Here is a 15,910-nt window from a genome sequence, read left to right as displayed (position 1 = left end):
GCCCCGAAGGGCAGCTGACGTTACTTAACGCAGCGTGCGCACTGCGACGTCTGAATCTGTTGGAAGAAATCGTTACCTTTGTCATCCACCAGGATAAACGCCGGGAAATCTTCCACTTCAATTTTCCAGATGGCTTCCATCCCCAGTTCCGGGTATTCCACACATTCCAGGCTCTTGATACTGCCTTGCGCCAGCACTGCCGCAGGACCGCCGATGCTACCTAAATAGAAGCCACCGTGTTTACGGCAGGCGTCAGTAACCTGCTGGCTGCGGTTGCCTTTTGCCAGCATGATCATGCTGCCACCCGCAGACTGCAGTTGATCAACATATGAATCCATGCGCCCGGCGGTGGTTGGGCCCAGCGAACCCGAAGCATAACCTTCCGGCGTTTTCGCCGGACCCGCGTAATAGATTGGATGATCTTTAACATACTGCGGCAAACTTTCGCCGTTATCCAGACGCTCTTTCAGTTTTGCATGCGCAATATCACGTCCGACGATGATTGTGCCATTCAGTGACAGGCGCGTGGAAACAGGATACTGCGACAACTGAGCCAGGATCTCTTTCATCGGGCGGTTAAGATCGACGCGCACCGCTTCGCCTTCACCGGCCTGACGCAACGCTTCCGGGATGTACTTGCCGGGATTATTTTCCAGCTTCTCAATCCAGATCCCCTGGCGGTTGATTTTGGCTTTGATATTACGATCCGCTGAACAGGAGACGCCCATGCCAACCGGGCATGACGCACCGTGGCGCGGCAGGCGGATCACGCGAATATCGTGGGCGAAGTATTTCCCGCCGAACTGCGCGCCCAGTCCAAGGTTTTGCGCTTCAATCAACAGCTCTTTTTCCAGCTCGACATCGCGGAACGCCTGACCATGCTCATTACCTTCAGTCGGCAATTCATCATAATATTTTGCCGACGCCAGCTTAACGGTTTTCAGCGTTGCTTCTGCCGAGGTTCCACCAATCACAAAAGCAATGTGATACGGCGGACAGGCTGCGGTTCCCAGCGTACGCATTTTCTCGACCAGATAATTTTTCAATTTACCCGGCGTGAGCAGCGCTTTGGTTTCCTGATACAGATAGGTTTTATTCGCCGATCCCCCGCCTTTAGCGATGCAGAGGAATTTGTACTCGTCACCGTCCACGGTATACAGGTCTATCTGCGCAGGCAGGTTGGTTCCGGTGTTCACCTCGTTATACATATCCAGCGCGGCGTTTTGCGAATAGCGCAGGTTATCTTCGATATAAGTGTTATACACCCCACGCGCCAGAGCGGCTTCATCACCCCCGCCGGTCCAGACACGTTGCCCTTTTTTACCGACAATAATCGCCGTACCGGTGTCCTGGCAGGTCGGTAACACGCCTTTCGCCGCGATGTCGGAGTTACGCAGGAATTGCAGGGCCACATATTTGTCGTTTTCGCTGGCATCCGGGTCGCGAAGAATATCCGCAACCTGCTGCTGATGCGCCGGACGCAGCATAAATGAGGCATCATGAAATGCCTGGCGGGCAAGGAGGGTTAAGGCTTGCGGATCAACTTTAATGATTTCGTGGCCTTCAAATTCGGAAACGGAAACATGGTCGCTGGTCAACAGATAGTATTCGGTATCATCCTTTTTGAGGGGGAAAGGATGCTGATAATGAAAGGGTTTGTTTGACATTGTGCTCTCACTTACTGCTCGGTCTGGTTATTCTCTGGGCAGATGTTCCATTGCCCTGCTTCCCTGTCGCGGGTCCGGTTGTGCCAGCAACGGCCTTTGTGCAACCAGAATTGCTCAGGGTATTAAAAGCGAGTCACCATATCCTACACAAATTTTTAACAAAAACTGAGACAAGTACGACTTTTTACATGCGCAGGTTACTTCCCCGTAGGTTTCTTGGTTTAATAGTCAGAGATAATTCCACATTGAAACAGGGCTTGATAATGCAAAAACTCATCAACTCAGTGCAGAACTATGCCTGGGGAAGCAAAACTGCCTTAACGGAACTTTATGGCATTGAAAATCCGACCCAGCAACCGATGGCAGAGCTGTGGATGGGCGCCCATCCGAAAAGCAGTTCTCGGGTTCAGAACGCCGACGGCCAGACAGTTTCCCTGCGTGACGTGATCGAGCACGATAAGTCAGCACTGTTAGGTGATGCCGTAGCACAACGCTTTGGTGAACTGCCTTTCCTGTTTAAAGTGCTCTGCGCTGCCCAGCCTCTTTCGATTCAGGTCCACCCGAACAAACACAATTCTGAGGTTGGCTTTGCCAAAGAAAACGCCGCAGGGATCCCAATGGACGCCGCCGAGCGTAATTACAAAGATCCTAATCACAAGCCCGAACTGGTGTTTGCCCTGACGCCTTTCCTGGCGATGAATGCGTTTCGCGAGTTCTCCGAGATTGTGGCGCTGCTACAGCCAGTGTCTGGTGCGCATCCGGCCATCGCTCACTTCCTGCAGGAACCCAACGCCGAGCGTCTGAGCCACCTTTTCGCCAGCTTGTTGAATATGCAGGGTGAAGAGAAATCGCGTGCGCTGACCGTACTGAAATCTGCCCTTAACAGCCAACAGGGTGAGCCGTGGCAAACTATCCGTCTGATAGCGGATGTCTATCCGGATGATAGCGGCCTGTTCTCTCCGCTGCTGCTCAATGTGGTAAAGCTGAATCCAGGCGAGGCGATGTTCTTGTTTGCCGAAACCCCACACGCCTACTTGCAAGGTGTGGCGCTCGAGGTCATGGCCAACTCCGATAACGTACTGCGCGCCGGACTGACGCCGAAATACATCGATATTCCAGAATTGGTCGCCAACGTTCAGTTTGTCGCTAAACCGGCGAATCAACTGCTGACAACCCCAGTCAAAACAGAGAGTGAACTGGATTTCCCAATCCCGGTTGACGATTTCGCGTTCTCCCTACATGAACTGTCTGCCCGTGAAGCCACTATCAGCCAGCACAGCGCCGCCATTTTGTTCTGCGTTGAGGGCGAAGCCGTGCTGAGCAAGGGCGAGCAACGCTTGGTACTGAAAGCAGGTGAATCGGCATTTATCAGCGCCAATGAGTCGCCGGTGAACGTCAGCGGCACCGGTCGTTTAGCGCGGGTTTATAACAAGCTGTAGCAAGATACTGATATTTTTAACAACTCTTGCTAAGCTAGTAGTGAGTTAAAGACATGTCACCCCTCCAGGCGTCTTCAAACGCCTGGATTTATTTTATGGATATCGAAATGAAAAAAACGCTGGTAGCTGCGGGTGTGGTGGTTGCACTGGGAATCGTCTGGACGGGCGGTGCATGGTTCACGGGAAAGAAACTGGAAACCCATCTTGCTGAGATGGTGACGCAGGCAAACGATCAGCTCAAACGCCTCTCGCCCGAGGCAGGCATTGAGCTGAGTTATGAGAACTACCAGCGCGGCGTGTTCAGCAGCCAGCTGCAACTGGTGGTAAAACCTGTTGCTGGTCAGGAAAATGCCTGGCTGAAGCCAGGGCAAAGCATCATTTTGGATGAATCCGTCGATCATGGCCCTTTCCCGCTAGCCCAGCTTAAGTCATTCAACCTGGTACCCGCGATGGCCGCAGTCAAAACCACGCTGGTGAATAATGACGTCACCAAACCGTTATTTGACATTGCCAAGGGTGAGTCACCTTTCATCATCAATTCCCGCGTGGGCTATAGCGGCGATACCCGCTCTGACATATCTCTCAAGCCGCTGAGTTACGAAAAAGGCGATGAGAAAGTGGCCTTTAGCGGAGGCGAATTCCAGCTCAGCGCCGACAAAGACGGTAACGCGGTTTCCCTGACCGGTGAAGCGCAAAGCGGCGTGGTCAATGCGGTTAACGAGTACGATCAAAAAGTACAAGTTACCTTTAATAATCTGAAGACGGATGGCTCAAGCTCGGTTGCCAGCTTTGGTGAGCGTATTGGCGATCAGAAATTGTCCCTTGATAAGCTGTCTATTTCCGTCGAAGGCAAAGAGCTGGCGGTGCTGGAAGGCATGGGCATCGACGGTAAATCAGACCTGGTTAACGAGGGTAAAACCGTCAACAGCCAGCTGGATTACACGATCAACAGCCTGAAATTGCAGGGTCAAGATTTGGGAAGCGGTAAGCTGACGCTGAAAGTAGGCCAGATTGATGGCGAAGCATTACATCAGTTCAGCCAGCAGTATAGTGCCCAAACCAAAGCATTGATGTCACAGATTGACGTAGTGCAAAACCCGGAGCTGTATCAGCAGAAAGTGACCGAAGCGTTCTTCAGCGCTCTGCCTATTCTGATGAAGGGTGAGCCGGTTATTACCGTTGCGCCACTGAGCTGGAAAAATGCCAAGGGTGAGACCAGCTTTAATCTGTCCCTGTTCCTAAAAGACCCGAATGCGAACCAGGAAGAACCAAAAACGCTGGCCCAGGAAGTGGATCGCTCAGTGAAATCACTGGACGCAAAGCTGGCGATCCCAATGGATATGGCAACTGAGTTCATGACCCAGATTGCCAAACTGGAAGGGTATCAGCAGGAAGAAGCGGCAGGTATGGCGAAACAGCAGGTCAATGGTCTTGCTGCGATGGGTCAAATGTTCCGCATCACGACGGTACAGGACAACACCATCGGCTCCAGCCTGCAGTACGCAAATGGTCAGGTGACGCTCAACGGCCAAAAAATGCCGCTGGATGAGTTTGTCGGCATGTTTGGTATGCCAACACTTTCCGCACCAGATGCCCCGGCCATTCCGCAGCCGTAATTACCATCTGCGTGATGTCCGCCACAGCCCGATAAAGCGATTTATCGGGCTTTTTTACCTCTGGCGCATTACTTTTGCGTCACCAGTCTGGCGGATAACGTCAGATTGCGCGAATGCCCCTCATCACTGCTGATTCGCTGGAGTACGCGTTCAGCCAGTGTATATCCCATTTCACGCGCGGGCGTGCTGGCCCAAATAATCGGTAAATCATCCAGAGCGTTCTCTGCCACATCGGCAAAGGCGGCTAGCGAGATCTGCTGTTCAAAATAACGGTCAACGCCAATTTCACCACTCTGTCGCCCTGCTTTAATCAGGCCAAACCAAGCCCCAACGGCGATAGTTTCGTTATAGCACACCACCGCACTGATGGTCGGGTTATGCCGTAGTAGCGCCGTCACGGCGTCTGCGGCCTGCTTCTGGCTTGAGGCGCACTCCAGTACCCAATCGCTGTGAAAAGGCAGTCCAAATTTAAGCAGCGTGGCGCAATATCCCCCCACGCGTTCTGCACGGGTCAGAGAGGAGCTCTGTCCACCTAACCAGGCGATTCGTTGATGACCATGCCCGACAAGATGCTCAACTAACAGCTGCGCAGCCTGCATATTGTCGGGTCTGACGGTGTCAGCATCATCCAGATAGCTGGCGCGTGAAGCAAACACTACCGGAATACCCTTTTCACCGGCCAACTGCCGTAACGCGTCGCTGCTGCCCGCGGCTCCGGCGATCACCACCCCGTCAACACCCTGATTGAGTAACATCGAGAAACGCTGGACCAGCTGTTCGCCGTCCTTACCGCCATGCAGTAAAAATACCATCCGCCCCTGAGCTTCTAAGGCTTCCGTCAGTCCTGCCGTCAGTTCGGCATAAAACGGCGTCGAGAGATCGCGAACGATTAACCCAATAACCCCACTCTGCCCGCCACGCAGCACCGATGCCTGGCGGTTACGTACGAACCCCAGTTGTTCGATGGCAGCATTGACCCGTTCTCCGGTCGCTGATGAGATACGCCCTTTGCCGCTAAGAACCAATGAGACGGTACTGACTGAAACACCGGCCGCCAGCGCTACATCATGAATGGTTATTTTTTTGGCTATAGCCATAAAAACCAGAAAGCTCCCTGATAACGTGATGGATAAAACGTTTTATCAATCATCCGTATTTATACGCCCTATTATCCTTCGATAATGTGATTTGTAACGCACTAAAATTAGGTAAAACGTTTTATCTTCTCGCCATCATTCGTTGGTCGATTTTTTACAAGGAGTCGTTAGATGACGACGAGAACCACACCAAAAGTCACGTTATGGGAATTTTTCCAGCAGTTGGGCAAAACCTTTATGTTGCCCGTAGCACTGCTCTCGTTTTGCGGGATCATGCTGGGGATCGGCAGCTCATTAAGCAGCCATGATGTCATTACGCTGATCCCCGCGTTGGGGAACCCGATGTTGCAGGCGCTGTTTACCTGGATGAGCAAAGTCGGATCCTTCGCATTTAGTTTTCTGCCGGTGATGTTTTGTATCGCTATCCCGCTTGGCCTGGCGCGCGAAAACAAAGGCGTTGCGGCCTTTGCCGGTTTTGTCGGCTATGCGGTAATGAACCTGGCCGTCAACTTTTGGTTAACGGCCAAGGGAATATTGCCCACCACGGATGCGGCGATCCTCAAAGCCAACAACGTGCAAAACATTCTGGGGATCCAGTCGATCGACACTGGGATCCTCGGTGCGGTAATCGCCGGGATCATTGTCTGGATGCTGCATGAACGTTTCCACAACATTCGCCTACCGGATGCGCTGGCGTTCTTCGGTGGTACCCGTTTTGTGCCGATTATTTCGTCGGTAGTGATGGGACTGGTCGGGCTGGTCATTCCGCTGATTTGGCCGTTCTTCGCCATGGGTATCACTGGCTTGGGTAACATCATCAATAGCGCCGGTGATTTTGGTCCGATGCTGTTTGGTACCGGTGAACGTCTGCTGTTGCCGTTTGGCCTGCATCACATTCTGGTGGCCTTAATTCGCTTCACTGAAGCTGGCGGTACGCAGGAGGTGTGTGGTCATAGCGTTAGCGGCGCGCTGACTATTTTCCAGGCCCAATTGAGCTGCCCTACCACTCAGGGCTTCTCTGAAAGTGCCACGCGTTTCCTGTCCCAGGGCAAAATGCCGGCGTTCCTCGGCGGTTTACCGGGCGCTGCGTTAGCGATGTACCACTGTGCTCGCCCTGAAAATCGTCACAAAATTAAGGGATTATTAATCTCCGGCCTGATCGCCTGCGTGATTGGCGGTACCACCGAACCTCTGGAATTCTTATTCCTGTTCGTCGCACCAGTGCTGTACGTTATTCACGCACTGTTGACCGGACTGGGCTTCACTATCATGGCTGTGCTTGGCGTCACTATCGGCAATACCGATGGCAACCTGATTGACTTCGTGGTGTTTGGCATCCTGCACGGGTTGTCCACCAAGTGGTATCTGGTACCGGTTGTCGCTGCTATCTGGTTCGCGGTGTACTACGTCATCTTCCGCTTCGCCATCACCCGCTTTAATCTTAAAACACCGGGTCGTGATGTCGAAATTGCCAACAATATTGAGAAAGTCATGGCAGGAACGCCGGGCAAATCAGGCTATAACGTCCCGGCTATTCTGGCGGCGCTGGGTGGCGCAGAGAATATCGTCAGCCTGGATAATTGCATTACCCGCTTGCGTCTTTCCGTGAAAGATATGTCGCTTGTGAACGTGCAGGCACTGAAGGACAATCGCGCGATTGGTGTCGTTCAACTCAATCAGCATAACTTGCAGGTCGTCATCGGTCCGCAGGTCCAGTCGGTGAAGGACGAAATGACGGTTCTGATGAATACCGTACAGGCATAAGGGCAACAATATGTTTGATTTCTCAACTGAAGTGGACAGGCACGGTACCTGGTGCACCCAATGGGATTATGTCGCCGACCGGTTTGGTTCGGCCGACCTGCTACCATTCACCATCTCAGATATGGATTTTGCCACCGCACCATGCATTCTCCAGGCGCTGACGCAGCGCCTGTCACACGGTGTGTTGGGCTACAGTCGCTGGAAAAATGATGATTTTTTGGCGGCAATTAGCCACTGGTTCCTGACCCGCCATAACACCCAAATCGATCCGCAATCTGTAGTTTATGGCCCCTCCGTCATCTATATGGTGTCGGAGCTGATCCGTCAGTGGTCATCAACGGGTGACGCGGTGGTTATCCATACTCCAGCTTACGATGCGTTTTACAACGCCATCAAAGGCAACCAGCGTACAGTGCACCCTGTTGCACTGGAGAAACGTGCGCACGGCTGGTATTGCGATATGGCTAAGCTGGAAGAAACCCTCTCGCGGCCTGAAAGCAAAATTCTTCTGCTCTGTAGTCCGCAGAATCCGACCGGCAAGGTCTGGACCCGAGATGAACTGGAAACCATGGCCAGCATGTGTCAACGGCACGGCGTGAAGGTCATTTCCGACGAGATTCATATGGACATGGTATGGGATCAACAACCTCATATCCCATGGAGTCAGGTTGCTCGAGGCGACTGGGCGCTGCTCACATCCGGTTCCAAGAGTTTTAATATTCCGGCGTTAACCGGGGCTTACGGGATCGTTGAAGACGCCGATAGCCGTAACCACTACCTTGCGGCGCTAAAAGGCCGAGATGGCCTTTCCTCACCTGCCGTACTGGCGCTTACCGCGCATATTGCTGCTTATCAGCACGGCGCCCCGTGGTTGGATGCGTTACGCGATTATCTGGCCGCTAATCTGCACTATGTCGCACATGAGCTTAATGCTGCGTTCCCTGAGTTAAACTGGCAGATCCCACAATCAACTTATCTGGCATGGATTGACCTGCGTCCGCTCAATATTGATGATCATGCGTTGCAGGATGTACTCATCCATCAGCAAAAAGTCGCGATCATGTCGGGATATACCTATGGTGAAGAAGGTCGCGGTTTTGTCCGTCTTAATGCCGGATGTCCGCGTGCAAAACTGGAAAAAGGTGTGAATGGGTTAATAAACGCTATTCGTTCGCTACGCTGACTGTATTTGCGCAATGAGCCTTTTCATTGCGCAAATTTTACCTGCTGGGGAATCCGCCTTCTTTGTTACTCTCTCACCATTGCACAATAGGGCAATGTGAGAAAAAACAGTATTTTTCAGCTAACCGTGTATAGTGGGCTTCCACTCAAATCAGGAAGAGCCTATGTCTGAACGTAAAAATGTGAAATCCCGCCGTAATTTTCTTATCAAATGTCCTTGCCCTAACTGCACCGCGCATTCTGAACACAGTTTTTCTCGCGTACAAAAAGGTGCCATGTTGATTTGCCCGCAGTGCAATAAACTATTCCAGGCCGATACCAAACTCGTCGCGTAAACTGCTATTCAGATAACCGCTGCTCAAAACAATTATTATGAATTGCGGTTATCACAGCATAAATCATCACTCCGAATCTCACGACATCTGTCATCTATAATTTCAGCAAATATCACGCCTAAATTAGGCTATTACAAAGCGAATACCTACTTTCTGGATGGTTTTAGCGGATGATGTTTCTGTTGTATAATGGTGCGCACTTTTACTAAAAACAAAGAGTGCGACCATGATTGATAAATCCCTCCCCTTAACCGACATCCATCGCCACCTTGATGGCAACATTCGTGCGCAAACCATTCTCGATCTTGGCCGTCAGTTCAATTTAACGCTTCCCGCTCAAACGCTGGAAACGCTGATCCCGCACGTGCAGGTCACCTCGACAGAACCGGATTTAGTCAGTTTTTTGTCGAAGCTTGACTGGGGCGTGAAGGTACTGGCCTCACTGGATGCCTGCCGCCGCGTGGCATTTGAAAATATTGAAGATGCCGCCCGTAACGGGCTGCACTATGTGGAACTGCGCTTTTCGCCCGGCTATATGGCGATGGCGCATCAACTCCCCGTCGCGGGCGTGGTTGAAGCAGTAATTGCGGGCGTACGTGAAGGCTGCAAGGCTTTTGGCGTGGAAGCGCGCTTAATTGGCATTATGAGCCGTACTTTTGGCGAAGCCGCTTGCCTGCAGGAACTGGATGCACTGTTAGCACACCGTGACCACATTACCGCACTGGACCTGGCGGGCGATGAACTGGGTTTCCCAGGCAGTCTGTTCCTGTCTCATTTTAATCGGGCGCGCAATGCAGGCTGGCACATTACCGTGCACGCTGGTGAAGCAGCAGGCCCTGAAAGCATCTGGCAGGCAATAAGAGAACTGGGCGCTGAACGTATTGGCCATGGCGTTAAAGCTGTGGAAGATCGTGCATTGATGGATTTTCTTGCCGAGCAGCGAATTGGCATCGAATCCTGCCTGACCTCCAACATCCAGACCAGCACCGTTGCTTCACTGGCTGCACATCCGCTGAAGACGTTCCTCGAACAGGGTGTGTTGGCCAGTCTAAACACCGACGATCCCGCGGTTCAGGGCGTGGATATTATTCACGAATATACCGTTGCTGCTCCAGCTGCAGGGTTGAGCCGCGAGCAGATCCGTCAGGCGCAAATTAATGGTCTGGAAATGGCGTTTTTGAGTACTGAAGAGAAACGTGCGTTGCGTGAGAAAGTCGCAGCGGCATAACGATGATAGTGCCGGATAGCGCTAACGCTTATCCGGCATTTCCGTAATCAGGCAAGACACAACGTAGAACGATGTTTTGCCGATTCAATACCCAGCTCAATCAGTTCCATAATTTGAATGGCCTGTCGTGCTGGAACCGGGTTTTCACCATTGCCGTTCAGTGCATCACGGATACCCGCATAATAAGCCGGATAGTTACCCGGCACGGTTAACCAGGTCTCTTCCACACGTTCTTCGCCTTCGACCCGCGTCAGCACGCCATCGCGCATGTCGTAACCCCAGTCTTCCTGCGGCAAACGTTCACCATTTTTTAAACGTTCTTCCTGCGGATCAAGACCGTATTTCACATAGCTCCCACGCGAACCGTGCACGATGTAGCGTGCCGACTCGGCGGCAGCCAGCATGGTGCCGTGCAGAACCACCCGACGCTGAGGGTAAGTCAAAATAGCGTGGAAATAATCTGTCGATTGTGCGCCAGGACGCAATTGCGCAAGGTCCACCGTCAGGCTGACGGGCAAACCAAACAGGTTAATGGCCTGATCCAACAGATGCGGCGCTAAATCGTACCAGATTCCGCTTCCTGGTCCGCCCTGTTCACGCCAGCGGTCGCGGACCTGCGGACGGAAACGATCGAAGTGGGATTCAAAGTAAGCGACTTCACCCAACACTCCGTCTGCCAGCAGAGCTTTCAGCGTCAGGAAATCACTGTCCCAGCGGCGGTTATGAAAAACAGACAGCACACGACCCAGGCTACGCGCCAACGCATCCAGTTCGCGAGCTTGTGACAGTGTCACGGTAAATGGCTTATCAACAACCACGTGTTTACCCGCTTCCAGCGCTGCTTTAGCGAGCGGGAAATGCGTGTCATTCGGTGTGGGGATCACAATCAGGTCGATGCTGGGATCGTTAAACAGATGCTTAGGCTCACTCACCACCGTAACAGAAGGCCAGTCCGCCTTCACTTTTGCTTCGTCACTACTGGATACCGCGGCCAGCTCCAGCCCCGGGGTGCCCACAATCAGAGGGGCATGGAAAGTTTTGCTGGCATAGCCATAGCCAATCAGCCCAACGCGGATGTTGTCACTCATGTTATTGCCTCTCAATTCAGGACCGACCTATTTCACACCATACATCGCAACGTCACAACAGTTTAATAACCTTTGCAGGGAAAAGGTTGTTTCTTAAATTAAGTCAAACATATGCCACTTAGTGATAACTTGCTGCGAAAAAGTCGTCGAAATCGTTCCCAATGCTCTTGCCGTCTTACTTATTGATAAGTAACATTTGCCTCCTGTGTTTAAGGATAAATCAAAGCAAATGTCGTCAGTAATGAATCGTCTTATTGAGTTAACAGGTTGGATTGTTCTCGCGGTTTCCGTCATCCTTTTAGGTATTGCCACGCATATCGACAACTACCAGTCACCAGAACCAACGGCTTCGGTGCATGCGGTGCAGAAAAAATAACCCACGGCCTCCTTTTTTAACCCAGCAGTCGTGCTGGGTTAGGTTGTAACAGCGTCATTTCTATCAAAAATAGCGAATTGTGCAGTCCCCCACCTTGGCACTTATTGCCTGCGATAGCGAAGCGCGTTACCCTTTGATCGGGTGCTCAGCGTGCCTGCGTATCTATCAGTACGAACACTCTTATTTGTATCTTTGCACACCCTGCGTTTTTATCTGTGCAACCTTGTTTATTTTTTAATATTAACTACTCCGTTGGTGTTATTTTCTTAATATGGATCTCCACATATGACTGTTCAGGATTACTTATTAAAATTCCGCAAAATCAATTCCCTCGAAAGCCTGGAAAAACTGTTCGATCATCTTAACTACACGCTCACCGACGATCGCGACATTATCAATATGTATCGCGCGGCGGATCACCGCCGGGCGGAGCTAATCTCCGGGGGACGCCTGTTTGATATCGGCCAGGTGCCAAAATCCGTCTGGCATTATGTGCAATAAATAAGAAAGTAGCGCTCATCGTTAAAAGCTTTATAATAATCGCCCCAAAATGAATGGCATGTTTGTTTGCACGCGTAAATCTGGAGAAGAGATGACGACGACACCGGCACAACGTATCGGAGGCTGGCTACTTGGTCCACTGGCCTGGCTGTTAGTGGCGTTGTTGAGCGCTTCGCTGGCGATCCTGTTGTATGTAACTGCGCTGGCAACTCCGCAGACGTTTCAGACGCTCGGCGAACAAAGCGCCACTAATTTACTGTTATGGGGCGTTTCCTTTATTACCGCTATCGCCATGTGGTACTACACGCTGTGGCTGACTATCGCGTTTTTCAAACGCCGACGCTGTGTACCTAAGCACTACATTTTATGGTTACTGATCTCCGTGTTACTGGCTATTAAAGCCTTTGCGTTTTCACCTGTTCCGGATGCCTTTGCCGTCCGCCAGCTACTGTTCCCGTTGTTGGCTGCTGCATTGCTGGTGCCCTATTTCAAGCGTTCGCAGCGCGTGAAATCGACGTTTGTGAACCCGTAATAACCCTACAGTTAACCTGTTGTCGCCTGTTGTAGATTGTCAGATAATAGGCGGCTTTTTTATTTCAGGCCGAAAAATGACTGATTACCTGCTGCTGTTTGTCGGAACTGTACTGGTCAATAACTTTGTACTGGTCAAGTTTCTGGGTCTCTGCCCGTTTATGGGCGTTTCCAAAAAACTGGAAACGGCGATGGGCATGGGCCTCGCCACGACCTTTGTAATGACGCTGGCATCGATTTGCGCATGGCTGATTGACACCTGGATCCTAATCCCGCTCGATCTCATCTACCTGCGTACGCTGGCGTTTATCTTAGTCATCGCCGTGGTCGTGCAATTTACCGAAATGGTGGTGCGCAAAACGAGTCCTGCGCTGTATCGCCTGCTGGGGATCTTCTTACCGTTGATCACCACTAACTGTGCGGTACTGGGCGTCGCGTTGTTGAATATCAACCTCGGTCATAACTTTTTACAGTCGGCGCTGTACGGTTTTTCCGCTGCCGTCGGCTTCTCGCTGGTGATGGTACTGTTCGCCGCCATTCGCGAGCGCCTCGCCGTGGCTGATGTTCCGGCACCTTTTCGCGGTAATGCGATTGCGCTGATTACCGCCGGTTTAATGTCATTGGCCTTTATGGGCTTTAGTGGTTTGGTGAAGCTGTAATGAATGCTATCTGGATTGCCGTTGCCGCAGTGAGTCTACTGGGTCTGGCATTCGGCGCTGTTTTAGGCTATGCCTCCCGACGTTTTGCCGTTGAGGATGACCCGGTCGTTGAAAAAATCGATGAGATCCTTCCGCAAAGTCAATGTGGCCAGTGCGGTTACCCTGGCTGTCGCCCGTATGCGGAAGCGATTGGCTGTCAGGGCGAAAAAATCAATCGCTGCGCCCCCGGCGGTGAAGCGGTGATGCTAAAAATTGCGACGCTGCTGAACGTCGATCCGCAGCCTATTGATGGTGATGAACAGGACGTTACGCCGGTGAGAATGCTGGCGGTCATTGATGAAAATAACTGTATTGGCTGTACAAAGTGCATTCAGGCCTGCCCGGTTGATGCCATCGTCGGCGCGACGCGTGCGATGCACACAGTCATGAGCGATCTCTGTACCGGATGCAACCTGTGCGTTGATCCTTGCCCGACTCAGTGTATTGAATTACGTCCGGTTGCCGAAACGCCTGATAGCTGGAAGTGGGATTTGAACACTATCCCCGTGCGCATCATTCCCGTGGAACAACATGTTTAAGCTATTCTCTGCATTCAGAAAAAACAAAATTTGGGACTTCGAAGGCGGCATTCATCCGCCCGAAATGAAAGCCCAGTCAAACGGCACGCCGCTGCGACAAGTACCACTGCCGCCGCGTCTGGTGATTCCGCTCAAACAGCATATTGGTGCTGAGGGTGAACTGTGCGTAAACGTCGGTGACCACGTCCTGCGCGGCCAGGCGCTGACGCGTGGACGAGGCAAAATGCTGCCAGTGCACGCGCCAACCTCCGGCACCGTTGTGGCCATTGCTCCGCACTCCACTGCGCACCCTTCAGCATTGGCCGAGCTCAGCGTCATAATCGATGCTGATGGCGAAGATCGCTGGATTGAGCGTGAAGGCTGGGCTGACTATCGTTCCCGCAGCCGAGAAGAGCTTATTGCCCGTATTCATCAGTTCGGCGTTGCCGGACTGGGCGGTGCTGGTTTCCCTACTGGCGTAAAACTGCAGGGCGGCGGCGATAAAATTGAAACATTGATCATCAACGCTGCGGAATGTGAGCCCTACATTACCGCTGACGATCGCCTGATGCAGGATTGTGCAGCTCAGGTAGTGGAAGGCATCCGCATTCTGGCCCACATTCTTCAACCGCGCGAAATATTGCTGGGGATTGAAGATAACAAACCGCAAGCGATATCAATGCTGCGCGCGGTGCTGGCGGACTCACATGATATCAGCCTGCGCGTTATCCCAACCAAATATCCTTCCGGCGGCGCGAAGCAGTTGACCCAAATTCTGACCGGAAAACAGGTCCCACACGGTGGACGCTCCTCGGATATCGGCGTCCTGATGCAAAACGTCGGTACGGCCTATGCTATCAAACGCGCCGTGATCGACGGGGAACCGATCACCGAACGCGTCGTAACGCTGACCGGCGAAGCCGTTAGCCGTCCGGGCAACGTCTGGGCACGTTTAGGGACGCCTGTTCGCCACCTGCTTGATGACGCAGGTTTTTGCCCTTCCGCAGAGCAAATGGTCATCATGGGCGGCCCGCTAATGGGCTTCACTCTCCCCTGGCTTGATGTCCCCGTAGTGAAGATCACCAACTGCCTGCTGGCGCCATCTGCCAGTGAAATGGGTGAACAGCAGGAAGAAAAAGGCTGCATTCGCTGTAGCGCCTGCGCCGACGCCTGCCCGGCCGATCTCTTGCCTCAGCAGCTTTACTGGTTCAGTAAAGGACAGCAGCACGACAAAGCAATCGGTCACAATATCGCTGACTGCATTGAATGCGGTACCTGTGCGTGGGTATGTCCCAGCAATATTCCGCTGGTGCAGTATTTCCGTCAGGAAAAAGCTGAGATTTACGCCATAAGCCAGGAAGAAAAACGCGCCGCAGAGGCAAAAGCACGATTCGAAGCCAGACAGGCACGCCTGGAGCGTGAAAAAGCCGCGCGTCTTGAACGTCATAAAAGCGCCGCCGTTCAGCCTGCCGCGAAGGACAACGATGCCATTGCTGCCGCACTTGCACGGGTGAAAGAGAAACAAGCACAGGCTTTACAACCGATTGTTATTCAGGCCGGAGAGAAACCGGATAATAGTGCCGCCATTGCCGCCAGAGAAGCACGGAAAGCACAGGCCCGGGCCAAACAGGCGGAAAATGTGCCTGCTACCGACAGCACCACCGATACCGATCCGCGCAAAGCCGCGGTAGAAGCCGCTATTGCCCGTGCCAAAGCACGCAAGCTTGAGCAGCAACAGGCCGTCGCCGAGACTGCAGAACCGGTTGACCCGCGCAAAGCCGCGGTAGAAGCCGCCATTGCCCGCGCTAAAGCACGCAAACTTGAGCAGCAGCAGGCCGTCGCCGAGACAGACGAACCGGTTGACCCGCGT

General features: G+C 52.5%; 15 protein-coding genes. 12 read left to right on the top strand and 3 right to left on the bottom strand.

What is annotated here, in order from left to right; genetic code table 11:
• Window positions 1-20: 20 nt before the first annotated feature.
• Window positions 21-1,667 (bottom strand): class I fumarate hydratase, encoded by a 1,647-nt coding sequence (gene fumB, locus FDW95_RS10680; protein WP_115258552.1) that lies wholly within the window; start codon window positions 1,665-1,667, stop codon window positions 21-23.
• 263 nt (window positions 1,668-1,930) lie between these two features.
• Here fumB and manA point away from each other — a divergent pair, with 263 nt between their 5' ends.
• Window positions 1,931-3,106 carry a mannose-6-phosphate isomerase gene (manA, locus tag FDW95_RS10675; protein ID WP_115258553.1) on the top strand — a complete coding sequence of 392 codons (1,176 nt, stop codon included), beginning with the start codon at window positions 1,931-1,933 and terminating at the stop codon, window positions 3,104-3,106.
• A 107-nt stretch (window positions 3,107-3,213) separates the two neighbouring features.
• A complete protein-coding gene (locus FDW95_RS10670) occupies window positions 3,214-4,722 on the top strand; it encodes a YdgA family protein (RefSeq protein ID WP_115259948.1) in 1,509 nt (502 codons plus the stop codon).
• Between the two features lie 68 nt (window positions 4,723-4,790).
• On the opposite strand, the gene FDW95_RS10665 is transcribed toward FDW95_RS10670, so the two are convergent.
• On the bottom strand, window positions 4,791-5,819 hold the full coding sequence (locus FDW95_RS10665) for a Mal regulon transcriptional regulator MalI (RefSeq protein ID WP_115258554.1): 1,029 nt from the start codon (window positions 5,817-5,819) through the stop codon (window positions 4,791-4,793).
• Between the two features lie 171 nt (window positions 5,820-5,990).
• On the opposite strand from FDW95_RS10665, the gene malX reads away from it, so the two are divergent.
• The 4 genes from malX (at window position 5,991) to add (ending at window position 10,328) form a co-directional block, all read left to right on the top strand.
• On the top strand, window positions 5,991-7,583 hold the full coding sequence (gene malX, locus FDW95_RS10660) for a maltose/glucose-specific PTS transporter subunit IIBC (RefSeq protein WP_115258555.1): 1,593 nt from the start codon (window positions 5,991-5,993) through the stop codon (window positions 7,581-7,583).
• Between the two features lie 10 nt (window positions 7,584-7,593).
• The gene (locus FDW95_RS10655; RefSeq protein ID WP_115258556.1) at window positions 7,594-8,766 is read left to right on the top strand and encodes a MalY/PatB family protein; all 1,173 of its coding nucleotides are present in this window, start codon (window positions 7,594-7,596) and stop codon (window positions 8,764-8,766) included.
• A gap of 163 nt (window positions 8,767-8,929) precedes the next feature.
• Window positions 8,930-9,100, top strand: coding sequence for a YnfU family zinc-binding protein (locus FDW95_RS23175; RefSeq protein WP_164496619.1), 171 nt, complete (start codon window positions 8,930-8,932; stop codon window positions 9,098-9,100).
• A 226-nt stretch (window positions 9,101-9,326) separates the two neighbouring features.
• Window positions 9,327-10,328 carry an adenosine deaminase gene (gene add / locus FDW95_RS10650; RefSeq protein ID WP_115258557.1) on the top strand — a complete coding sequence of 334 codons (1,002 nt, stop codon included), beginning with the start codon at window positions 9,327-9,329 and terminating at the stop codon, window positions 10,326-10,328.
• 47 nt (window positions 10,329-10,375) lie between these two features.
• Here add and FDW95_RS10645 read toward each other — a convergent pair whose 3' ends face one another.
• Window positions 10,376-11,416 (bottom strand): oxidoreductase, encoded by a 1,041-nt coding sequence (locus FDW95_RS10645; RefSeq protein WP_096757129.1) that lies wholly within the window; start codon window positions 11,414-11,416, stop codon window positions 10,376-10,378.
• Window positions 11,417-11,657: 241 nt separating this feature from the next.
• Here FDW95_RS10645 and blr point away from each other — a divergent pair, with 241 nt between their 5' ends.
• The 6 genes from blr to rsxC form a co-directional block, all read left to right on the top strand.
• Window positions 11,658-11,792, top strand: coding sequence for a division septum protein Blr (gene blr / locus FDW95_RS10640; RefSeq protein ID WP_115258558.1), 135 nt, complete (start codon window positions 11,658-11,660; stop codon window positions 11,790-11,792).
• Between the two features lie 285 nt (window positions 11,793-12,077).
• Window positions 12,078-12,293, top strand: a complete 216-nt coding sequence (gene ydgT, locus FDW95_RS10635) for a transcription modulator YdgT (RefSeq protein WP_096757131.1) — start codon at window positions 12,078-12,080, stop codon at window positions 12,291-12,293.
• Between the two features lie 91 nt (window positions 12,294-12,384).
• On the top strand, window positions 12,385-12,825 hold the full coding sequence (locus tag FDW95_RS10630; RefSeq protein WP_115258559.1) for a DUF2569 domain-containing protein: 441 nt from the start codon (window positions 12,385-12,387) through the stop codon (window positions 12,823-12,825).
• A gap of 76 nt (window positions 12,826-12,901) precedes the next feature.
• Window positions 12,902-13,483 (top strand): electron transport complex subunit RsxA, encoded by a 582-nt coding sequence (gene rsxA, locus FDW95_RS10625; protein WP_005121199.1) that lies wholly within the window; start codon window positions 12,902-12,904, stop codon window positions 13,481-13,483.
• A complete protein-coding gene (gene rsxB, locus FDW95_RS10620) occupies window positions 13,483-14,061 on the top strand; it encodes an electron transport complex subunit RsxB (RefSeq protein ID WP_096757133.1) in 579 nt (192 codons plus the stop codon). Before rsxA ends, rsxB begins: the two co-directional genes overlap by 1 nt.
• Window positions 14,054-15,910 (top strand): electron transport complex subunit RsxC (gene rsxC / locus FDW95_RS10615; RefSeq protein ID WP_249359039.1); only part of this gene is annotated, 1,857 nt, incomplete at its 3' end. The genes rsxB and rsxC, both read left to right, overlap by 8 nt.

It is taken from the genome of Citrobacter sp. wls718, assembly GCF_005280945.1.
GTDB lineage: Bacteria > Pseudomonadota > Gammaproteobacteria > Enterobacterales > Enterobacteriaceae > Citrobacter > Citrobacter gillenii.
This window is presented reverse-complemented; position numbering and strand designations above follow the sequence as displayed.